Source organism: Hyphomonas atlantica corrig. (assembly GCF_000682715.1).
Taxonomy (GTDB): Bacteria; Pseudomonadota; Alphaproteobacteria; order Caulobacterales; family Hyphomonadaceae; genus Hyphomonas; species Hyphomonas atlantica.
Genome location: NZ_AWFH01000002.1, coordinates 20,425 through 42,040, shown reverse-complemented (window position 1 = coordinate 42,040; position 21,616 = coordinate 20,425). Strand labels below are relative to the sequence as shown.

Annotated in this window: 20 protein-coding genes; 9 read left to right on the top strand and 11 right to left on the bottom strand. The window is 56.7% G+C overall.

Going from position 1 to position 21,616, the window contains the following annotated elements:
* Positions 1-162 precede the first annotated feature (162 nt).
* Together HY36_RS03450 and HY36_RS03445 are read left to right on the top strand one after the other, a co-directional pair.
* On the top strand, positions 163-1,749 hold the full coding sequence (locus tag HY36_RS03450) for an AMP-binding protein (RefSeq protein WP_338042475.1): 1,587 nt from the start codon (positions 163-165) through the stop codon (positions 1,747-1,749).
* A gap of 52 nt (positions 1,750-1,801) precedes the next feature.
* Positions 1,802-2,845, top strand: a complete 1,044-nt coding sequence (locus HY36_RS03445; RefSeq protein WP_035548517.1) for an alcohol dehydrogenase family protein — start codon at positions 1,802-1,804, stop codon at positions 2,843-2,845.
* A gap of 203 nt (positions 2,846-3,048) precedes the next feature.
* Here the strand turns inward: HY36_RS03445 and HY36_RS03440 are convergent, their stop codons facing one another.
* The 3 genes from HY36_RS03440 to HY36_RS03430 all read right to left on the bottom strand — a co-directional run bounded on the left by HY36_RS03440 (position 3,049) and on the right by HY36_RS03430 (position 5,962).
* Positions 3,049-4,119, bottom strand: coding sequence for a phosphotransferase (locus HY36_RS03440; RefSeq protein WP_035548514.1), 1,071 nt, complete (start codon positions 4,117-4,119; stop codon positions 3,049-3,051).
* Positions 4,120-4,198: 79 nt separating this feature from the next.
* The gene (locus tag HY36_RS03435; protein WP_051602467.1) at positions 4,199-4,927 is read right to left on the bottom strand and encodes a FadR/GntR family transcriptional regulator; all 729 of its coding nucleotides are present in this window, start codon (positions 4,925-4,927) and stop codon (positions 4,199-4,201) included.
* Positions 4,928-5,056: 129 nt separating this feature from the next.
* Complete coding sequence (locus HY36_RS03430) at positions 5,057-5,962, bottom strand: VOC family protein (protein WP_035548511.1); 906 nt, start codon at positions 5,960-5,962, stop codon at positions 5,057-5,059.
* A 291-nt stretch (positions 5,963-6,253) separates the two neighbouring features.
* Here HY36_RS03430 and HY36_RS03425 point away from each other — a divergent pair, with 291 nt between their 5' ends.
* Both HY36_RS03425 and HY36_RS03420 read left to right on the top strand, forming a co-directional pair.
* Positions 6,254-7,540 carry an aromatic ring-hydroxylating oxygenase subunit alpha gene (locus tag HY36_RS03425; protein WP_051602466.1) on the top strand — a complete coding sequence of 429 codons (1,287 nt, stop codon included), beginning with the start codon at positions 6,254-6,256 and terminating at the stop codon, positions 7,538-7,540.
* Positions 7,537-8,058 (top strand): aromatic-ring-hydroxylating dioxygenase subunit beta, encoded by a 522-nt coding sequence (locus HY36_RS03420; RefSeq protein WP_051602465.1) that lies wholly within the window; start codon positions 7,537-7,539, stop codon positions 8,056-8,058. Before HY36_RS03425 ends, HY36_RS03420 begins: the two co-directional genes overlap by 4 nt.
* Positions 8,059-8,129: 71 nt before the next feature.
* On the opposite strand, the gene HY36_RS03415 is transcribed toward HY36_RS03420, so the two are convergent.
* Positions 8,130-9,008, bottom strand: a complete 879-nt coding sequence (locus HY36_RS03415) for a MaoC/PaaZ C-terminal domain-containing protein (protein ID WP_206741147.1) — start codon at positions 9,006-9,008, stop codon at positions 8,130-8,132.
* A 251-nt stretch (positions 9,009-9,259) separates the two neighbouring features.
* On the opposite strand from HY36_RS03415, the gene HY36_RS03410 reads away from it, so the two are divergent.
* Positions 9,260-10,102: an alpha/beta fold hydrolase gene (locus HY36_RS03410; protein ID WP_051602464.1), complete on the top strand. Its 843-nt coding sequence runs from the start codon at positions 9,260-9,262 to the stop codon at positions 10,100-10,102.
* A gap of 132 nt (positions 10,103-10,234) precedes the next feature.
* Here the strand turns inward: HY36_RS03410 and HY36_RS03405 are convergent, their stop codons facing one another.
* The 3 genes from HY36_RS03405 to HY36_RS03395 form a co-directional block, all read right to left on the bottom strand.
* A complete protein-coding gene (locus tag HY36_RS03405) occupies positions 10,235-10,909 on the bottom strand; it encodes a nitroreductase (RefSeq protein ID WP_035548509.1) in 675 nt (224 codons plus the stop codon).
* Between the two features lie 137 nt (positions 10,910-11,046).
* Positions 11,047-12,156: an acyl-CoA dehydrogenase family protein gene (locus HY36_RS03400; protein ID WP_035548506.1), complete on the bottom strand. Its 1,110-nt coding sequence runs from the start codon at positions 12,154-12,156 to the stop codon at positions 11,047-11,049.
* Positions 12,157-12,168: 12 nt separating this feature from the next.
* Positions 12,169-13,371 (bottom strand): acyl-CoA dehydrogenase family protein, encoded by a 1,203-nt coding sequence (locus tag HY36_RS03395; protein ID WP_051602463.1) that lies wholly within the window; start codon positions 13,369-13,371, stop codon positions 12,169-12,171.
* A gap of 284 nt (positions 13,372-13,655) precedes the next feature.
* Between HY36_RS03395 and HY36_RS03390 the strand changes: the two genes are divergently transcribed.
* Positions 13,656-14,264: a 2-hydroxychromene-2-carboxylate isomerase gene (locus HY36_RS03390; protein WP_035548667.1), complete on the top strand. Its 609-nt coding sequence runs from the start codon at positions 13,656-13,658 to the stop codon at positions 14,262-14,264.
* 30 nt (positions 14,265-14,294) lie between these two features.
* Here HY36_RS03390 and dmpG read toward each other — a convergent pair whose 3' ends face one another.
* Genes dmpG through HY36_RS03375 form a run of 3 tightly spaced genes read right to left on the bottom strand, consistent with a single transcriptional unit; the run spans position 14,295 to position 17,061 of the window.
* The gene (gene dmpG / locus HY36_RS03385; RefSeq protein WP_035548503.1) at positions 14,295-15,326 is read right to left on the bottom strand and encodes a 4-hydroxy-2-oxovalerate aldolase; all 1,032 of its coding nucleotides are present in this window, start codon (positions 15,324-15,326) and stop codon (positions 14,295-14,297) included.
* Entirely contained in the window at positions 15,323-16,267 is a 945-nt protein-coding gene (locus tag HY36_RS03380; RefSeq protein ID WP_035548498.1) for an acetaldehyde dehydrogenase (acetylating), read from the bottom strand. The genes dmpG and HY36_RS03380 overlap by 4 nt, the downstream gene beginning before the upstream one ends.
* Entirely contained in the window at positions 16,264-17,061 is a 798-nt protein-coding gene (locus HY36_RS03375; protein ID WP_035548495.1) for a 2-keto-4-pentenoate hydratase, read from the bottom strand. Before HY36_RS03375 ends, HY36_RS03380 begins: the two co-directional genes overlap by 4 nt.
* Before the next feature lie 108 nt (positions 17,062-17,169).
* Between HY36_RS03375 and HY36_RS03370 the strand changes: the two genes are divergently transcribed.
* Both HY36_RS03370 and HY36_RS03365 read left to right on the top strand, forming a co-directional pair.
* Entirely contained in the window at positions 17,170-17,952 is a 783-nt protein-coding gene (locus HY36_RS03370; RefSeq protein ID WP_155841681.1) for an IclR family transcriptional regulator, read from the top strand.
* A 94-nt stretch (positions 17,953-18,046) separates the two neighbouring features.
* Positions 18,047-19,066 carry a zinc-binding dehydrogenase gene (locus HY36_RS03365; RefSeq protein ID WP_035548493.1) on the top strand — a complete coding sequence of 340 codons (1,020 nt, stop codon included), beginning with the start codon at positions 18,047-18,049 and terminating at the stop codon, positions 19,064-19,066.
* 68 nt (positions 19,067-19,134) lie between these two features.
* On the opposite strand, the gene HY36_RS03360 is transcribed toward HY36_RS03365, so the two are convergent.
* Positions 19,135-19,869 carry a TetR/AcrR family transcriptional regulator gene (locus HY36_RS03360; RefSeq protein WP_035548489.1) on the bottom strand — a complete coding sequence of 245 codons (735 nt, stop codon included), beginning with the start codon at positions 19,867-19,869 and terminating at the stop codon, positions 19,135-19,137.
* A 325-nt stretch (positions 19,870-20,194) separates the two neighbouring features.
* On the opposite strand from HY36_RS03360, the gene HY36_RS03355 reads away from it, so the two are divergent.
* On the top strand, positions 20,195-21,514 hold the full coding sequence (locus tag HY36_RS03355; protein ID WP_035548486.1) for an MFS transporter: 1,320 nt from the start codon (positions 20,195-20,197) through the stop codon (positions 21,512-21,514).
* Positions 21,515-21,616 lie beyond the last annotated feature (102 nt).

Here is a 21,616-nt window from a genome sequence, read left to right as displayed (position 1 = left end):
CGAAGGTATTATATTGCGATGTCATAACCATCATTGGACTGAGAATTTGCGAAATGCGTATGGGTCTTTGTCGGGAATGCACAGTCAAACGCGGGTTCGCATCCCACACTGACGAGTCTTTCGGGGCGCGGGAAGAGATCCGAGGATAGGAGGGGAGTGGCCATGCCGTCGGAAAGAGGTTCAGGAATGGATCAATTGATATCGGGAGGTTCACTCGCGGCTATAATTGCAGATTCGATCAGACGATTCGGTGCGCGTCCGATGATATCGGATGACCAGAAGGCGCTGACTTATGCCGAGCTTGGGGAGCTCATCGGCCGTTTTGGGTCCCTCTATCGATCAATTGGTCTGTCGAAGGGCGATGGGGTCGGTCTTCTGACGGGCAATCGGGTGGAAACCTGGGCCGCGATTTGTGCCGCTGCCGTTTTCGGTTTGAGATTCACGCCGCTTCACCCTCTGGCGGGGGAAGAAGACCATGTCCATGTCATAGGAGATGCCGAGCTTGATGTCCTCTTTTTCGACGCTGAAAAGTTTGGCGCCCGTGCGTCCATAATCAAGTCAAGACTGCCCAGTTTGAACATTTTCAGCTTTGGTGCTTCAGAACTAGCTGAGGACGCGCTAGCGATTCTGGAAGGCCTTCCGCCTCTGGACCTCATTGATCGTGCCGATCCGGAAGACCTGGTCATGCTGGCCTATACCGGCGGAACGACAGGGCTCTCCAAGGGCGTCATGCTGCCCCATCGCGCCCTGTCTGCCATGGCCATAACCATATCCGCCGAATGGGAATGGCCGGAGGACATTCATTATGCGCTGATGACCCCCATCAGCCACGCGGCAGGTGTGAATATCTATCCGGTCATGTTGAGGGGCGGGCGGGTCAGGCTGATATCTGGTTTCGATGTGTCCAGATTCTGCGAGATTGTCGAAGCCGAGCGCGTGAGTGCGACCTTCCTTGTGCCGACCCTGGTCAACGCCCTGATTGAAGCCGACAGCCTGATCGCGCAGTATGACCTGTCCAGTCTCCAGCTCATCATTTACGGCGCGGCACCCATGTCCCCGGACCGGCTGGCGGCAGCAATAAGGGTCCTGGGACCGGTATTCCTTCAGCTCTATGGACAGACCGAAGCTCCCCAAGTGGTGACCACATTGCGCAAAGCAGACCATGATCTGGCCCGGCCTGAGAGGCTGGGATCATGTGGGAGAGCGACCACATTGACGCAAATACGTCTGTTCGATGAGCGTATGGAGGAAGTCAGCCCGGGACAACCCGGTGAGCTGTGCGTACGCGGACCTCTGGTTTGCAACGGGTATTGGAAGCAACCTGAACAAACCGAGGCCTTGTTCAGAGGCGGATGGTTGCACACAGGCGATGTCGCGATACAGGATGAGGCGGGGTATTTCACCATCGTGGATCGCATCAAGGACCTGATTATCAGTGGCGGGTTCAATATTTATCCGCGTGAGGTCGAAGATGCCCTGATGTCGCATCCGGATATCCTGTCAGCTGGAGTAATTGGCATTCCGGATGCGAAATGGGGGGAGGCAGTAAAGGCCTTTGTGGTCTTGCGGCAGGGTTCGAAGGTCACGGAGGGTCAACTCCAGGCACATGTCAAGGCGCTGCGTGGCGCGCCCTGGTCACCGAAATCCATAGAATTCAGATCAGAACTTCCCCTTACAGGGGTCGGCAAGCTCGACCGTAAGACGTTGCGTCATCCCTATTGGAAGCAAGCCAGCCGGTCCGTGTCTTGACCAATTGGACAAGGCGGACTGACCGGAGTCTTGCGTGAATGGAGAAATTCCGATGAAAGCTCTTTGCTATCATGGCCCCTATGATGTGCGGTATGACAGTGTAGATGATCCCACGCTACGTGACCGGCAGGATGTCCTGGTCAAAGTTTCTGCATGCAGCATTTGTGGCAGCGATCTTCATATCTATCATGGGGCCGGGGCCGCCTTCACGGAAGGGGTGGGGTTCTGTATCGGTCACGAAGCGGTCGGCGAAGTCGTTGAGACAGGATCTGGTGTCAACACTCTGCGGCCCGGGGACCGGGTCATGATACCAGGCGCCGTCGGGTGCGGATCCTGTTCAAATTGTCTGCGCGGAAATGTTCGCAATTGTCAGAAAGGTCAACAGCAAGTGTTCGGCCTCGGGCCAGCCCTGCCGGGCTCGCAGGCAGAGGCTGTTCGGGTACCTTTCGGAGATTTCAATCTCGGCCTTATTCCGGATGGGGTCTCGACAGACCAGGCATTGATGCTCACCGATGCGCAGGCGACCGCCTGGTTTGGGTGCCGAAATGCTGAGATAGCGGCTGGTGATGTTTTCGTCATTATTGGGCTGGGACCGATAGGCCTGATGGCGATTGATACGGCAAAGATCATGGGCGCGGGCCGCATATTTGCCATCGATCCGATCAAGGAGCGACGTGATATAGCTGCCAGGCTCGGCGCAGACCCGATGCCACCGGAAGAGGCCATTGAGCATGTCCGGTCCGAGACAAAGGGCAGGATGGCTGACAAGGTACTGGAGGCGGTTGGCGCCGATGCCACCATAAGCATGGCTTTGGAAATGGTGCGGCGTGAAGGTGTGGTGTCCGTTATCGGCGTGAACAAGAATCCGGCATTTCCCTTTCCCATGGGCATGGCCCTCAGCAAGGGAGTGACATTTCGCATTGGCACGACCTCGCCCCCTGAGACGTGGCGGGAACTGGTTCCCCTGGTTCAGCAGGGGCGATTGAGGCCTGAACAGTTCATTACGACGCGCCTTGCGCTGAGCGAGGGGGCAGAGGCCTACCGGCAACTGGACGCGCGTTCTCCGGGCGTACTGAAAACCGTAATTACGCCTTGAACAGATCTGATCGATAATCGGGCTGCCGAGGTTAGGTCAAGCTGAGCGATCCATCCTATGGGTTTGGAGCGGCAGGCGGCGTGAAACAGGACGGAAAATGTTCCGCTTTCCGCAGACATTGCGATCCGCGCAGGAAAGTTCGCATCGGCCAATATGCGAGGTAAAGTCGGCTCAGGGCCTTGAGGGGGTGGGAGGCGGGAGTGTTAGTCCAGACCCAGCGCCTTCAGGGTGTCGAGTTCCTGGGCAGCTGCGAGGGCTCGTGTGGCAGAGATGGTAGTCACTTCTTCGGTCTGCATGTCGTAGGGATTGAGAACCGAGCCTATGAGATTATGCATATTGTTACATCGATAGGAATGAAACAATTCATCGACTGACGGCCGATCTGCGACCCCTTCTGATTTCAATATGTCACAATAAAGCTGGATCAGATCCCGTTCAGCTGTTCGCCTCCGCTCTGGCTCAAGGGATGTCACGATCAGTTCCGCCAGATCGTGCGCCGGCGCACCGGGAAACACACATTGCCAGTCGAGAAATCCGGGCACGCCGTTTGACTCATAGAAGAGATTGCCGCAATGGCAATCTCCATGAACGAGGGTCCGGGCCGCAGAATCATCCATGGCCCACATGCGTTCCAAACCGGCCAAGGCCATCTCCCGAGAGGGGAGAATGCCCAGAAGCGTGGCCCCGTAACTGCGCTCGAGGACATCCGCCCAATGCGAAGGTCGACACAGATAACGGAAGAAGGTGCGTTGGGGATCTTTCCAGGATGATACGGAGGCAAGGCGTGGGTCGTCCCAGAAGTGAGCATGCAATTTAGCCAGTCCCTCCACCACGGCGGCGAGTGTGTCGACGGTGGTGTCATCGGTGGCGTGACCAAACCGCACTTGTCGCGCGAAGAGGTCTTCCAGAATGACAATGCCTTGCCTGGCCGCCGAGTCATAACCGCAATAATAGGCCCTCGGAAGGGCGACAGGGGCATCCCCGGCAAAGTCGCGATAGAATTGCGCTTCCTGGATCAGGGCGGCCCAGACCCGATTGCGCATGATGCTGTCAAATCCGCCTTTGACATATACGGAATCCGGTAAAGACATATGTCCGGCCCGTGTGCCGTAGAGTAATTCAAAACGTGCAGAACTCGCCGTGCCTGACCTGGTATCGCTCTGGTGTGCCGCTTCAATCCGGATACCGGGAAATGTATGCGAAAGCGCCGTCGTCAGCCAGGATGGGGTCACTTCCGCGAGGGACAGAGGGAGCGGGTGCGGGGTTTCGATCATGATGATAGTGCCCAGAATTAATACAACCGTATTACCTGAGCACAAGGCTTTTGCTCCGTCAACGACCCGTCGGATATGCCTATCTGGCCGCTTGGTCCCGATTTGCGTCCTCGGCCACGATATGCTGGTGCAAGAACTCCAGATAGTTTCGCATGATCTGCTGAGCGCCTTCGACATCCCGGGATCGCATGCATTCAACAAAGCGTGAACGTACACTGACCAGATCGAAGTTCAGGGGGCGATGAAGCGGGTGAATTGCCTGATAGACCATTTGTGAAAGCGCCTTGACCAGTACAACGAGCACTCGGTTCCCGGTTGCTTCGGCGAGCAATGAATAAAAATTCTGTGTGGCTGAAGGGTCAGTGCCAGCTGTGCCTTGTTGCAGATGCTGGCGGGTCTGCTGAATGTCGGCATCGAGCGCGTCGAGATTCTCTTGAGTCGCATGTGAGCATGCAAGACGCACGACCACGTCCTGTATTTCAATACGTGCGTCTGTCAGTTCACGCAGAGAGAGGTGCCCGACGTCAAGTATGCTTTGAAAGGGAAGGACCAGTCCCATGTCACGGCCGAGGACGAAGGCACCGCCATGAGCCCCCTTCTTCAACTCGATGAGACCTGCAAATTCGAGACTCCGCAAGGCTTCGCGTACGGCGGTCCGACTGATTCCGAACTGCGCAGCCAGGTCGCGTTCAGCCGGAAGCTTGTCACCGGGGCCAAGCGCACCATCGGCGATTTGAGCCCGTATTTGATCGCATACGTCTTCGAACAGGCGCCGGGATTGGACTGGCAAGAAGGAACTGGAGGACATGACTGAGCCTGTCTTGAATTGATTTTCATAGGGGCCGACATTCGGTTCAGCCCCTCCCGGCCATACCCCAATTGTCCCGGAAAGGGCAGCCCCGATTGCTGATCCGGGAATTGCCGTGAATCCGTCCCCTCATGTCTCAGCCGTTTCAATCGCGCCGACTTTAGCGAAATCCGGCTCAGGGAGGCCTCCCCAATGATCCACCGATTCCACCTTCATCGGGAACAGCCTCGGTGCGCGCGCATCCTGTTCGGGAAACTCTTCCATGCCGTAGCTGTATTCGAGGGTAAGGCCATCGGGATCGAGAAAATAGAAGAAGACCGATTCGGACTGGGGATGCTTGCCTGGACCATACACAATTGGAATTTTGTGCGACTTCATCCGCGTGTTTGCCCGACCAATATCATCCATGTCCGTCACCATGAAATTGACATGGTGGAGCTGAGCTGCCTGGCCGGCGCCAATACCGAAGGAGTGGTGAAGCGGATTTGGAAAGCAGCGCATATGGACCACGCCATTCTCGATGCGATCCGATACCTTGAAATTCATATTCTCCGCAAAAAACTTCTCAGTCTCCGCCATGTCGGCGCTGGCCAGGACAACATGCCCGAGCCGCTCAATCTTTGTATGGCCTGGATGAAAAACCTCGCTGGCCGTGTCCATGTGGGAATAGAACTCCATCAGGACGCCTGTTGTCGGCTCTCTCATGCGAAAACCGCCATCGATCGCCAAGTCTACAGCCTCCCGGTTAGAGACGCGTTGTGTCGGAATGCCCAGACCATGGAAATGCTGTTCCAGTGTCTGCACCTGAGTGGCGGCTTCCATCTGCCATCCAATGCGTTTGAGACCGGGGGTTGGCGCTTTGTGGAGGACAATATCGTGATGGCGATCGCTGCAACGGAAGAACACGCTATTGCCCCGGGTTTCACTGCGCTGCAGCCCCACAATATCCTCATAAAACCTGGCAGACCTTTCCAGATCCGACACGTTCAAGGCCAGATAGCCGAGCCGTTGATACCGCGCATTTGATCGGTCCATGTTCAAATCTCCCAGAAGCCGTTTAATGGCATAATGGTAGGACCAATACAGGGGCCGGCACATGTGTGTCAAGGTGGGCCGGGGGAGACGCGGCAGAGACCAGTTCCGAATTGTCGCAGGCGACCTGATTGACAGACCGACTTAATGGAATAATGGTCCAACCAATGTGAGAGCTCCCTAAATTCAGGGGGTGGAACATTGTAACCGTGCGGGGCCCAAAAGTGGCACCGCACACAGGTGAATGACTACGGACCCGATCTGCCGGCCCGTATATCCGGAGTGAAGCGCATCATGAGTGTTACAGACATTGACAGGCGAGAGACTCGCATCAGCCCCTATATCATAGATGACCGAGAGCGCGGCCTGTTCAGGGTGGCGCGAAAGAGCTTCGTGGATGAAGATATTTTGACCCGGGAACGAGACCGGATCTTCAACCGGTGCTGGCTCTATCTCGGACACGAGTCGGAATTGTCCAAAGCCAATGATTTCCTCACCCGAAATGTGGGCGGCAAGGAAGTGATATTCAATCGCGACAGGCAGGGCGCGTTTCATGCCTTCATGAATACGTGCCCGCACCGGGGGGCAATGGTGGAGCGAGAGGCCCGCGGAAACGCATTGGCTTTCAAGTGTTTTTATCATGGCTGGGCCTTCAACAATAACGGGAAATTTGCCACGCGCATGCCACCGGGCACATATCCGGACGATTTCAATTCCGATGGGTGCGCAAATCTCAGAAGTGTACCCAAACTCGCAGAATATCGGGGCTTCTACTTTCTCAACTATGATGCTGGGGCGGTGTCTCTGGAAACTTATCTGGCAGATGCACGGAGCATTCTCGACATGCTTTGTGATCACGGACCTGATGGGATGGAGGTCATTGGGGGTGAGCAGAAATACAGTATACGCGCGAACTGGAAACTCCTCATGGAGAACAGTTATGATGGCTATCATGCCATCGATACGCACGGCACGTATTTTGAGTATCTCGCAGATGCGATCGGGGGCGCTGCAGAAATGCCTGCAGAGACCCATGTCTGGAATCTTCAGAATGGTCATGCTGCGATTGAGGGCAATGCTCCATGGGGCCGGCCGGTTGCCAAATGGATCCCGGCCTGGGGAGAGGATGCAAAATCGGAAATTGCGCAAATCAAGCGCGAACTTGTCTCACGGGTGGGCGAGGAACACGCCAACAGGATTGCCATGCTGGGGCGGAATACGGGGATCTTTCCCAATCTTGTCATCAATGACATCATGGCCGTCACAATCAGGACCTTTTATCCCCTGGCACCAAACAACATGAATGTCAGTGCCTGGGCACTCGGCGTGAAGGGGGAGTCCGAAGGTTTCCGGAAGCGACGCCTGGATAATTTTCTTGAATTTCTCGGACCCGGCGGATTCGCGACCCCTGACGACGTCGAAGCACTCGAATCCGCCCAAAGAGGATATGCGGCCTTGGATGAGCTGGCATGGAATGACATTTCCAGAGGCATGCTGAAGCCCAAATTCGAAGCGACGGATGAAGAGCAGATGCGGTGTTTTTGGAGAGAATGGTCAGACCGGATGGAGGATCGGGCATGAGCTTGACGAGCGGGAAGAGCGGATTGGCATCCGGCGCGGAGCTGGATCATCGGGAGATTGAGGCCTTTCTTTATGAGGAGGCTGCGATGCTTGATGAATGGCGGCTCGATGACTGGTTTGCCTTGTTTCAGGAAGGGGGAAGCTATGAGGTGCCCCAGGCGGGAGCTTCAGACGAGGCAAGCTCGTCTACCAATCTGTTTTACATATCAGATAATTATTTCCGCCTTCGCCATCGTGTCGAGCGACTCAAGAAGCGGGGCAATCATTCAGAATGGCCTCGATCCATCTGCTCTCGAATGATTGGAAATGTGAGACTCCTGGATCACGATGAGGGTGTTTGCAAAGTGGCGAGCCGGTTCATTACGCACCGTTCCAAGAATGACGTCACGGATATGTTTTGCGGTCATCATCTGTACACGCTGAGCTTCGCCAGCGGCAATTTTAAGATCATGGCGAAACGGACGCAGATCGATATGAACACGCTTCGCCCTCAGGGGCGGATCAGCATTATCGTATAAGCCGCGTGAACTTCTTTCCACAGCCCGCGTGGAGCGCAGAACATGTTCTGCGAAACCAGATCGGGAAACGACTATTCTGTCAGAAGGGTCAATCCGTTCCGGATCGCCGTGATCCCCCGCGACTCCACCCGGGCCTCAAATGAGACGGTTTTACCATCTTTCCACAGAGCAATCGCAAGGGTTTCCCCTGGATAGACGGGTGCTGAAAATCGCACCTGATGATGCTGAATTCGAGAAGGGTCAAAATTGCAATAAGTGGCCATCACTGCGCGGCAGCAGATAGCGAAGGAGCAGAGACCGTGAAGGATCGGGCGTTCATAACCGGCGGCTCGTGCCGTGCCCGGATCTGCATGGAGGGGGTTGAGATCTCCCGATTGTCTGTACAGCAAGGCCTGACCAGGTGTGGTGGCGATCCTCAAGATGTGATCTGGCGAACGTGAGGGCGGCCTGTGCGGACTCGGTTGCCCGTCTCGCGGGCCGCCAAACCCGCCTTCCGCCCGAGCGAAACTTGTCGTCTGAAGGGTGGCGAGGGGCTGAGTGTCGCCATCAAGGGTCAGGATTTTCTCCTGGGAAAAGATCGCACCCTTAGCGGCTCCCTTGTCCCATGCTCCTGAGATACGGCTGGCGGCGGAGGCGCGTCCGCTTGCGGGGAAGGGCCGATGCAGCGTCACGGCATGTTCACCATGCAGGACATAGCGGTAGTCTATGCCGATGTCCTCCAACGCGCCCCCGTGAAATCCGACAGCGACAGGAAAGGTGGGGAAGACTTTGAGACCGTCCTCATAGACAAAACGCAATTCGGTCTCATCCAGAGGATCGGCGCCCATTCCAATTCCCAGGGCGTACAGGATCGCATCCTTCTCCGTCCACGCGTGAGCACTCGCCTTTGTCAGCGACATGACGTGGTCATAGTCAATTCTTGGCAGCGATTCGTCTCTCACGATATTCATACTCATCTGCGTCCTGACGCTTTCTGATCCCTGGACTGAGGGTCCATTTCATAGTGGCAGGGGAGGCCATAAAGGGGGCTTGCCCTACGGATTTCAGTATGGCCAATCCTTGAAATCAAAACAAGCGCTTTAATCGCATCTGCATATGTGGCAGACAGGGCGAGAGGGCTTTTGTGCGGGATATTCGCTTTTTAAGCGTCCCCAAATCAACACGAATAGACAAACTCACATATGAAAGAGGAGTGAAACCGATGGCCAAACCAGAAACCCCAAAAAGTCATTTTGCCGATTTGCCGAAAGGACGCATTCGATACCACGAGGCAGGAAAAGGCCCGGCTGTGATCTTCATCCATGGCGGAGGACCCGGAGCTTATGGCTTCAGTAATTTCAGCCGCAACATGCAGTCGCTGGCTGATCAGGGGTTCCGGTCCATTGTCTATGATCATCCGGGATTTGGTGAATCGCAGAATCGCAAGATCGAAGGCGGCATGTTTGATTCCATGGCCGAAGCGCTTCTGGAATTGATGGACCATCTGGGCCTGGAGTCGGCAAGCCTTGTTGGAAACTCGCTGGGCGGCGGCACAGCGCTTGTTCTGGCGCTCACACATCCTGAGCGCGTCGAGAAGCTCATTCTCATGGGGCCTGGGGGAGGGATGCCCGTGACGTCCACCTTCCCGACAGAAGGGATCATGCGTATGGCGAGCTTCTATGATGGAGATGGACCGTCTGTTGAAAAGGTGGACCGGGTCGTGGACTTGCTGGTTTATGACCGGTCTGACATTACACCCGAGCTCATCGAGCAACGCTACGAAACGGCAACGCGGCCTGAAGTGCTCGCATCGCCACCGCTCGCGGGTCAGGTCCACAACAAGGCAAATGATCTCTGGCGTCGTGAGCTGGAAACCATATCACATGAGACCCTGATTATCTGGGGTCTGGAAGATCGCGTGCTTCCGGTAGACATGGCCTTCCAGTTTTTGCGGCGTATTCCGAATGCTGACCTGCATATCTATTCCAAATGTGGACATTGGGCGCAATGGGAGAAGGCCACCGAGTTCAATTCCCTGATTGCCGATTTCATTCGGACTGGGTGATGAGGGAAAGACGGGCCGGATCTGCCGGCCCGTCCGGCTTCCACCCGCCGGACAGGGCGCCGCTCGGCACCTGCTGTCATGTTATAGCGGTCGCGTGAGCGGTCGTCTTGTTTGAGATAGCCAGGGAAGGCGTCAAGGAAATCCGTGTAATTCCGCAACGTCTTCGAGATTCGCGCGCTCTGCACGCAAGGTGTTGACCGGATGTGATCCATCGGGCTTCCCGACGGCCATCCCACACCAGACCATTTCGCCAGGGCCAAGCGCGAAATGGGTCTTCAGGGCAGGCCGAACCATGCCCCAGCACTCCTGCAGGCAAGTGCCCCAGCCGCGTTCCTCGGCCAAGAGGGCCAGTGTCTGGAGATACATGCCCGCATGCCCCCATTGGCCATGACCCATGCGTTCGTCCAGTATCAAGAAGAGTCCGACAGGGGCCTCAAAGAATTCAAAATTCCGTTGAAACCAGGTCCGGCGACCAGCAAGGTCCCCGCGCTGAATGCCGAGGGTTTCATACAGCATGATCCCGACCCGTCGACGGCGCGTCTCGTAAGGAGGCCAGAGATCAGGAGGGTAGATGGGATGCTCTGTGGCTTGACCTTCAGGAAAAGTTTCCAGCACCGATCCGATGTCTGAAATGACATCGGATCGCGCCTGTCCGGTGACGACAATTGTCCGCCAGGGCTGGATGTTACCCCCGGATGGGGCGCGCTGGGCCGCTGTCAGCCAGTCCCGGACCTCTGTCTCGGGCAACGGATCGGCCAGGAAGGCGCGTGTGGAGATGCGCCGCGACACGGCTTCAGAAACATTCATATGTATCCCTCAGACATCATAGCCACGGGCTCTGGATGCCTGTTCGCTCGATATAGGTTTGAATCGAGGCCGGACATGAGTGTATGACACATCACGCCTGGATGGCGCGTATGCTGGCCAATCGATCCAGATCTTTGCTAAGCTGCGGCCTTGTCGGGGCGGTCAGTTTCAAGCCACAGAACGATTTCTTCTCTCTGCTGGCGCGGCGCGCCCAGGAGTTCGGAATTGGCGCGGGCGCGCTTGTAATAAAGATGGTTTTTCATTTCCCACGTGAATCCGATTGCACCATAGACCTGGATATTGCGATGCGTAGCTGTCTTGTAGGCTTCGCTCGCATAGGCCTGAGCCATCGCGGCAGCCAGGGGCGCTTTTGCATCGACTACGCTCAATGCCCAGGCGGCATATTGTACGCCGGCTGTTGCACATTCACTCTGCGCGGCGATCTCGGCCAATTGGTGCTTGATTGACTGAAAGGCCCCGATGGGGCGCCCGAACGCGACTCGCTCATTGGCGTAGCCAACGGTGTCCGCGAGCACGGTCGCAATTCCAGCAGCGCTTTCGGCTGCAAGAAGAAGATACAGGCGATCCTTCACCCAGGGCCACACATTGCCCGATTGTTCCAGACGCTCTGCAGGCGCATCGTCAAACCGTACGGAACAGACTTGTCGTGTAATATCGCGCCAGGGCAGGAGAGATACGTCAACGCCGTCTGCATGCCTGTCCACGAGATAATACGTGTCGTCCTGGCCCATCACGACAATCTGGTCAGCGCAGTCTGCATCAACGACATAAGACTTCTCGCCTGTCAGGGTGTAGCCCCCGTTCGTGGGGGTGGCTTTAACACCTTCTCCGGGCGCCCCGGAAGCGTCCGCGATCGCAAGACAGACTTGCCGCTCTCCACTTGCAATCAAGGGCAGGATATCCGCCTTCTGGGCAGCTGAGCCGGCCCGTTCAATCGCCCAGGCCCCAGCCAGCGTACCGAACAGCGGGGCTGGGGCAAGCGTGCGCCCCATTTCACCGATGATCATGACAAGATCGATATAATCCATACCGAGGCCACCGAACGCTTCGGGGATGACAATGCCGGGCCATCCCAGCTCCACAATCTTCTTCCAGAGGCCGTCATAATTGGAATCCTGAACCGTCCGCCCATGCGTGAGCAGGAGCGAAAGGTCCACTTCCTTGTCCAGAAAGCTGGCCGCTGCGTCGCGGAGGGCGATATGATCTTCATCAAGTGAGAAATTCATCAGTGTCTCCTATCAGCTCGCTGCTTTGAGCTTGGTTTTGTTGATTTCCTTGAACGGGACCTTTGCTGTGGGGTCTGTGTCGCGCGGAAGACCAAGCACGTGCTCGGCAACTGTATTCTTGAGGATTTCCTGTGTGCCGACCCCCAATGTGGAGGCAGGACCAAACCAGAACGCATAATCCCAATTGCTGAACAGGCCATAATGCTTGTCAGGCAGGGGCAGAACGTCCTGATTTTCAATCAGACCGGCCGCGCCCTGGGTCCGCTTGGCAAGATCGCTGAGTTTCTGTCCGTGAGGGGAGGCAATCATCTTGCCGAGATTGCCCTCCAGGCCGGCGGGCTTTCCATTGATGCGATTGCTCATATTGCGATACACCAGCAGGCGGAGCATTTCGCCTTCAATGAAGAGCTGAGCGGCTTCATCCCGCACCAGCGGGTCCTTGATCTTCCCTGTTTCGATCAGTCCGGACATCAATTCACGGGCCGTGGGGCCGAAGCCCCATACTGCTCCAGGCTTGGTCATGGCCGAGCGTTCGGTCTGCAATTGCTCCATCACCAGACGCCATCCATCGCCTTCCTTGCCGAGCAGGCGATCGGCGGGAATTCGGACATCGTCGAAGAAGACCTCATTATACTCGTTTTCTTCTCCGGACATGTCGTAAATGGGGCGCACGGTGACGCCGGGTGTGTTCATGTCCAGAAGGAATTGGCTAAGCCCCTTATGCTTCGGCAGGGAAGGATCTGTCCGGGCCACCAGGACGCCGACAGTCGCCTTGTCGGCTGCTGAGGTCCAAATTTTTTGCCCATTGATGATGTAGTGGTCTCCCTCCCGACGCGCCGTGGTCCGGATGGCTGCCAAATCAGACCCGCCTGACGGTTCGCTGAAGAGCATGCACCATATGTGTTCGCAGGCCAGAGCGGGCGGCAGGAATTCTTCCCTCTGGGCATCGGTGCCATGGACGAGCAGGGATTGGCCGCACTGGTTTACCGCAATCGCATTGATATTGTACGGGGGAATGATGCCGGCCCGGGCGAATTCCTCTTCGATGATATATTGTGTTTCAGGATCTGCGCTCAACCCCCATGGGGCCGGCCAGTTGGGGGCCGCCAGGCCACGCTCGGCAATCTGGGTGTAGCTTGGGTCGGGGTGCGCCTCGAACCAGGCCCGGATTTCCAATCGCCTGGGGTCAGTCTCACTTGGAAGATTGAAATCCATACTTGTCTCCTTGCCTGTGGCCGTCACATTCCTGTTGATCGCGATTCTATAGAATAATACTGGATCATAAGTCTATAATGCGGGGCGACGAAAAATTATCCGATCCGGCAAAAATCCTGAAAAAGCCTGTATACACAACACGTAAAGAGATTTCAGATAGTTGAAAAAAAGCGGGAACCCCTAGAGTAATCTCTCAAAATAAAACAAAAGTACTATCTATGAGATCCCCTTGGGCTGAGGATCCGGCCCTGACACGAAGCATTTGCGGCAAGGAGAAGAGTGGCATGATCGAAGTCTATTTGGATTGCGCAAGTCCCTGGGCATATTTCGGTTTTGAGGGCGTGCAGCCCCTGGCTGCAGAATATGGGGAGACCTTGATCTGGCGGCCCGTTCTGGTGGGGGGCATATTCAATGCGGTGAATTCCAGCGTCTACCATGTTCGCGAGCATGTGCCTGCCAAGATGGCCTACAACGCCAAAGACATACAGGATTGGGCGAGGAATACGGGGAAGGTGGTGAATTTTCCGCCAAGCATTTTCCCCGTCAACAGTGCAGCCGCAATGCGGGTCAGTATGGTCCTGGCGGAACATGATGCAAAAGACTTCGTCGCCTGGATCCGCGCGGTTTACGAGGCTTACTGGTCGCAGGATCAAGATATAGCGGATCCAGCGGTGCTCGCCGGGATTGCAGATTCGCTCGGCTGGGAAGGCGTGCACCTGGTTGAGCGCGCCAATGCGCCCAAGGTCCGGACAGGTCTGCGGGCCAATACGGATGAGGCGATCGCGAGAGGCGTCTTCGGTGTCCCGACTTTCTTTCTGGATGAAGACGATATGTATTTCGGGGCAGACCGGTTGCCCAATCTGAAGCATGCCCTGTTGCGCAAGCATGGCTAGCGCCGGCGCAACAGGGCCTCCTGTACCAGGCTATCGGGCGGTCGACCCCACCAGATCGAGCGCCACATCCACGATCATGTCTTCTTGCCCGCCAACCATTCTTCGGCGGCCGAGTTCAACGAGTATGTCTCTCGTGTCGACTCCATAGTCTGCCGAGGCCTTTTCAGCATGCCTCAGGAAGGAGGAATAGACGCCAGCATATCCAAGTGACAGGGTTTCGCGGTCGACTTGGACCGGTCTGTCCTGCAGGGGACGGACAAGATCCTCGGCGGCATCCATGAGCTTGAACAGGTCGCAGCCATGGGTCCAGCCCTTCCGGTCAGCGGCGGCAATGAACACTTCCAAAGGCGCATTGCCAGCTCCGGCCCCCATCCCTGCCAGGGACGCATCGACACGTATGGCGCCTGCTTGTGCGGCGACAAGCGAGTTGGCAACCCCGAGGGAAAGATTATGATGGGCATGCACGCCGCGCTCTGTTTCGGGGTTAAGTACGCGATCATAGGCCACCAGCCGGGCGCGATAGTCATCCATGTCCATGGCGCCGCCGCTATCGGTGACATATACGCATTCGGCGCCATAGGTCTCCATCAGCTTGGCCTGCTGCGCCAGCTGATCGGGTTCAATCATGTGACTCATCATCAAGAAGCCCACCGTGTCCATGCCAAGGTCACGCGCGGCTTCAATATGCTGTTTTGAAATATCTGCCTCGGTGCAATGTGTCGCAATTCTGACGGATCGCACGCCCGAAGAATAGGCGTGTTTCAGTTCCTCAATGGTTCCGATGCCGGGCAGGAGCAAGGTTGTCAGCCGCGCCGACTGGACGACTTCGGCGACCGCCTCGATCCACTCCCAATCCGTATGGGCGCCGAATCCGTAATTGAAGCTGGATCCGTTCAGCCCGTCGCCATGCGCAACTTCGATCGCATCGACCCCAGCTTCATCAAGCGCGCGCGCAATCTGGCGAACATGGTCCAGTCCGTATTGATGACGGATGGCATGCATCCCATCCCGCAGCGTGACGTCCTGAATGTAAAGACGGCCTTTTTCTGGATCGAATGTCATTGCAATTGCTCCTTTGCAAAGCGCGTCAGCGCGATCTTCTCTGCCGTCGCAAGGCCGGCCGAGGTCATGATATCAAGATTGCCGGCATAGGCGGGCAGATAATGGGCGGCCCCTTCCACTTCGAGGAAGACACTGGTTTTCAAGCCCTCGAATTCTCCCAGTCCGGGGATCACGACCTTGTTGTTGGAGCCGAACCGTTCGAACTGAACCTTCTGTTTGAGGCGATAACCGGGGACATAGGATCTGACGCGCTCGACCATGGACTGAATGGCCGCCTCGATGGTAGATTCATCGGCCCCGCTCGACAGGGTGAACACTGTATCACGCATGATCATGGGTGGCTCAGCGGGATTGAGCACGATGATGGCCTTCCCCTTGGCGGCGCCGCCCACCGTTTCGATGCCCCGGGAGGTGGTCTCTGTGAATTCATCAATATTCGCCCGTGTGCCAGGCCCCGCCGACTTTGATGCGATCGAGGCGACAATCTCTCCATAATGGACCGTTGAGACCGATGACACTGCCGCAACAATCGGGATGGTTGCCTGCCCCCCGCACGTGACCATGTTCACATTGTCCGCTTGCAGATGGGCGTCTCCATTCACGACAGGGATAACATACGGGCCGATCGCTGCGGGAGTCAGGTCAATCATGACCTTTCCCGCGCCCGTGACAATGTCATTATGGTGTTTGTGTGCGTTCGCTGATGTCGCGTCGAAGACGATCTGTATGTCCTTCCAGCACTCCAGCTTCTGGAGGCCGTCAATACCTTCATGCGTTGTCGCGACTCCCAGTCTCCTGGCACGTGCGAGACCGTCAGAATCCGGATCGATGCCAACCATGGCGGCCATGTCCAGGATCTTGGAGTTCCTGATGATCTTGATCATGAGGTCGGTTCCGATATTTCCCGATCCAATGACTGCTGCTTTCACCTGAGTGTTCATTCTGTCGCCTCCGAATAGATGAATTCACATTTCCCAACACCGCCGATTTTCGCGCAGACATGATCACCCGGCGTCAGGGCAACCATCGGCCCGAGCGCGCCCGTCAAGAGAATGTCGCCCTTTTTCAGGCCTTCGCCCCTTGCTGCAAGCGTCGAGGCCAACCATGCTGCCGCGTTGAGGGGATGCCCCAGGCAGGCCGCTCCGGCCCCAAGGGAGGCAAGGTCGCCATTGATCTCCAGCGCCATGCCGCACGTATAAAGATCCAGGGTTTCGAGCTTGTGCTTTTCCGTACCGAGAACAAAGAATCCGGAAGAGCCATTATCGGCAACCGTGTCGGCAAACGTGATTTTCCAGTCCGCGATCCGGCTATCCACGATTTCGATCGCAGCAACCGCATAGGCGGTTGCTGCCGCGACGTCTTCAGGGGATGTGTCAGGTGCACACAGATCTTCGCCGAGTATGAGCGCGATTTCCGCCTCAGCCTTGGGCTGCAAGCATTTCGAGGGCGCAAGATATTGGCCGTTCTCTACCTGCATGTCAGAGAAGAGGACTCCGTAATCCGGTTGATCCACCCTGAGCTGGGCCTGTACGGACTTGGCGGTCAAGCCGATCTTGCGGCCTATGGCGGTCCGGCCGGACTGCGCCCAGTAATCGGTGTTTATGCGCTGGATCGCATAAGCTGTGTCGGCGTCCGTCGGATCCAGAACATGTCGCAAGGGGGCAATCGCGCCAGATGTATAGGCGGTTCTTAATCGCTCAGCTTCACGCGCCAATTTACCATAGGGGGCTGGCATTGATATAAACTCTCCCGTGATTTTCTTGTTGGATTGTTTTAGGTCGGTATTCGAGATGTGTGGGATAATCAATTTGTGGCCCTGGTGTTTTTCCTGTATTTTGGGAAAATGAGTGAGACACCTCCACGCGATTCCTGCACATTGGGACGGTCACTGGCGCTGTACCAACGCATCGTTGAAGACGGGGCACGTACGCCATTTGCACGTTTGAGCCACGAACTCGGCCTCTCGACCTCGACGGCGCATCGGCTTGCCGCGGAACTCCTGCGGCAGGGCATGATCGCCAGGGTCGGACGGGGCAGGTATGATATAGGCTTGACGGCCGTGAAACTGGCGGCCGGTCGGACCTTCAACAGCCAGCTCGCACGCACGGCGCGGCCCCTTGTGCAACATCTATCTCATCGAACCGGCCTGACGGGCCATCTTGGGGTTCTGGAGGACGGGATGGTGACCTATCTGGTCAAATCCCCGGGGGCAGCAGATGATAGCGCACGTTTCACGCAGGAAGGCATGCAACTGGAAGCCTATTGTTCAGCAGTTGGGAAGGTGTTGCTGGCGGGATTGGAGCCAACTCAGCTTGATGAATATCTGTCTGAGGGTGACTTTGTATCCGCCACGACCCGCACGGTAACCGAGGTCGATGGTCTGCGCCGAGAACTCGCAAAAGTGCGGGCAAGGGGGATGGCAATCGATGATCGTGAGATTGCAGACGACATGATGTGTGTGGCTGTACCTGTGTGCGATGAATGGGGCGACGTGCTTGCGGCCCTGTCTGTCTCCATGACCTGGTCGGAAAAATCTGAGGCCCGGATTCCGGATCTTACGGGTCATCTACTCCGCCAGTCTTCCAGACTGAGCCGGAATCTCGGTATGCGACCGCGCCAAAGCTGACCGGCTCTGTGGGACATGTTGCGCTCTCCGGTGCAAGATCACTTGCCTTCCCGCCCCGAAGGACTAAAACGTCCGTCTAAACTGGGGGGCAGCAATGTTCAAGGGACGTGCCTGGAAGGCGGACAGATTTGGTGATCCGGAAACCGTGCTCCAAATAGGGACCGATATTTGGGAGGAGCCCCCCCCGGGCTCAGTCCTGGTGAAAGTCGCCGCCTGTGGCCTCGGCCTGCCTGACAAATTCATGACGGAAGGTCGGTATCCGATCGTCGCGACGCCTCCTGTAAAACCCGGACAGGAGGTTTCAGGGCGGGTGGTCTCCGTGCCTTCAGGCTCGGCTTTCAGGACAGGGGAGCGGGTGATGGGCATAACCCTCTATGGCGATGGCTGGTGGCGGGGTGGGTTGGCAGACTATGCCTTTGTGCAGGAGCGAAAATGCCTTCGGGTTCCGGACTCCATGACGGATGAGTCGGCTGCCGGATTTACCATTGGTTTTCGCACGGCTCATGCAGGCCTGATCGAGCGCGTTCCCGTGGCCTGTGGTCAACGCATCCTGGTTCTGGGGGCGGCCGGCAGTTCCGGCGCAGCCGCCATCTGCCTGTCAAAGGCGCTGGGCTGTGAAATCTTTGCCCTTGCGAGTTCGGAAGACAAACGCCGCTTCTGTCAGTCAATTGGCGCCGATCACGTTTTTGATTATCGTCAGGAAGGATGGGTGGAGGCGGTCATGGATGCCACGCAGGGGCACGGTATCGATGTGATCTTTGACCCGGTTGGGGGATCGACTGCCAAGCAGGCGCTCGCCACGCTGGCGCCAGCGGCCAGAATTGCCCTGATCGGATTTGCAAGCGGCACATGGCTGGATCTGGATGCGCAAGACATGGTCTTGCGCAACTATTCGGCGATCGGAGTGTTTTCCGGAGGATTTTCTGCCGAGGAAGAGAGCCAGGCCTATGCCAGGCTGGAACGCATGGCGCGTGACGGGGAGATTACCACCCCGCTGGGAAACGTATTTGAATTCGAGAAAGCAGGCGAGGCCATCTGCCTGCTGGAGACTCCAGGCCCTGGCAAGACGGTGGTACGGGTTGCGGAGGGCTCGCCGGGATTGTTTGGATCGTGACTTGAATGGAAGAGGCGGCAGCCGGGGAGGCGCGAGGCGCCGCCTCTCATAAGTGGGGCGTGTGCGCCCTATCGCGGAAGCGCAGCATCCAGGGCCTGAAGCATCGCCGATTGTCTGCGTCGACCGCCGGCTGACTTGGCGTTTGTGGACCCGGCCATGGTGATTTCTGCGCGGGTGCAAGGCGCCTCGATCAAGGCGCTCGCCGTATCAATAAGATTCTCCATCGGATCGAATTCGGTCCAGATGGTGTTTCGACGTCCCGTCGCCTGATAGGATTCATATGCCGCCTTGGAGGACATGATGTACCAGGCAAAATAGATCAACCTCTGCTGCATTACGACGGGAGGAATGTCCGATTGCAGAAGTTGAATATAGGCCAGAAGGCGGGCGAAGACCGAGAAATTCATCTGTTCAAGAAAATCCCGGACCATATGCCGGCGGGTAAACAACAGGCTGCTGAGGAATCTGGAGGCGGTGGGAGAGGGATCGGTGAATGTCGCCGTATCGGGCCACCGCACAAGTACTTCGACCACATCGCGAACGCAATCTGGACCGCCCTTCTTTTCAAGCTCGGACAATCCGATCAGCCAGCCATCACTTGATTCCCGGAAGATTTCTGCGAGCAATTCAAGGATCAAGCCTTCTTTCGACTTGAAGTAATAATTCAGAGAACCGCCATTCTTGGCCCCGGATGCAGCGACAATCTCGCGAACAGTAACGGCCTCAACCCCGCGCTCGGCGAACAGCCGTCTTGCAGAAACCTTGATCCGGTTTCGCGTGTTCAGATCATCATAATCCGCCATATCTTCTGCCTCTTATCCTTGTCTCGTCAATTCATTCCAGCACGCGAACTGCAAACCCGGCTCTCATGCTGCAGCGCACAATATACGGTTAAAACATGCTACTCAACAAATAACCACATCATCACGCAATTTAGCCCATTCTTGCAGCATTTGTGCCGTGTTCTGTCAAAATCTTCCCCAAGGTAAGGTCTTGTAAAGGGCATGAAATTCAGTGCCCAGCCGGATGGGTGGACCCACAAGCTCGCAAGTGCAGCATATCATCTAAGTGTTGCCTACCGGTGAATCAGGTGAGTACATATGTTTTAATCTGTCGGGAAGGAAGAGCATGAGCAGTCTGGTAGCATCGAGGGCAGAGGGGCAGGGGCCATGGCGAAAATGGGTTGCCGTTATCCTGCTCACATTACTGTTTGCGACATCATTTGTGGACAGATTCATCCTGTCACTTCTCGCCGATCCCATCTCCCGTGACCTGGGACTGGGCGATGTGCAACTTGGCCTGCTGATGGGGGCAGGATTTTCCATCTTGTATTCCCTGGCCGGCCTGCCCCTTGCCCACTGGATCGACAGATACCAGCGCAAGCGCCTCCTGCTGGCAGGGGTGGTTTTGTGGAGTTGCACAACGATTGCTTCGGGTTTCGCCACGGGCTTCACGAGTCTGTTGATCTGCCGGGCCGGCGTTGCAATCGGGGAAGCGGTACTGACCCCGGCGGCGGTATCCCTCATTGCGGATTATTTTGTTCGGGAGAAGCGGGCGACGCCGATGGCGGTCTATTCCTCGGTGGGGGCCATCATGGGGACGGGGTCTTTCGTCGTGGGAGCCCTTGTCCTAAAAATAGCCGGCCCCTTGCAGGAAACCTTTTCGATGGCGCCCTGGCGCCTCACTTTGGTATTTGTCGGCTTGCCGGGCCTGCTTCTGGCCCTCTGCTTCCTTCTCCTGGTCCGTGAACCTGTGCGCCGCGTTTCCGCAGACAAGGAGGGAGCCCAGACGGGTATCGGAGATTTCGGCCGCTATCTGCGCAGCAAATGGGCTTTCTATGTGCCTTTCCTTCTCAGCGGCGGATTGTTGACGATCTTCGGGTTGGGTATGCCGACATGGATGCCAACAATCCTCGTGCGAGAACATGGGTTTGATCCCTCAGAGGCGGGATTTGCATTTGGATTCAGAACTGCGCCAGCGGGCCTTTTCGGCATTTTCTTCTGGCCATGGCTGGCCATGAAAATTGAGAAGAGGCACCGGAATTCCGGTCCCCCGGCCGCTTTGCTGATTGCGGCGTGCGCTGCCTTCATCGTTTTTCCGGTTGCGCCACGCATCGAAGATACATCATTATTGCTGGCCTGGATGACGGTAGCTGTGATGATCAGCGGAGCCTGGGCTGTGCTCCCCGTAATTGGCTTCCAGATCTTCAGTCCGAGCCGCTTTCGCGGAAAGCTTGCGGCCTTGAATCTGTTGTCCATGAACTTGCTGGGGTTCGGTCTTGGTCCAAGTCTGATCGTCTATCTCGGCACGCTGGGCGGTGCAGACGGGGCGGCGAGTGAACTGTCGCTCGGATTAAGCCGTGCAGGTCTTCTGGTCGCGCCCCTGCTCCTTGTAACGATGATCATCTGCCTGATTCAGTCGCGGCATCTGGTTGATGTGGATGATTAGGCGCATGCCTGAGCGTGTCCAGAAGACACGCATGAGCGGAGTGTCGGTCCTGGACGGATAGGGATCAATAATCAGTGTCAGTTTCGATCTGGACAATAATTT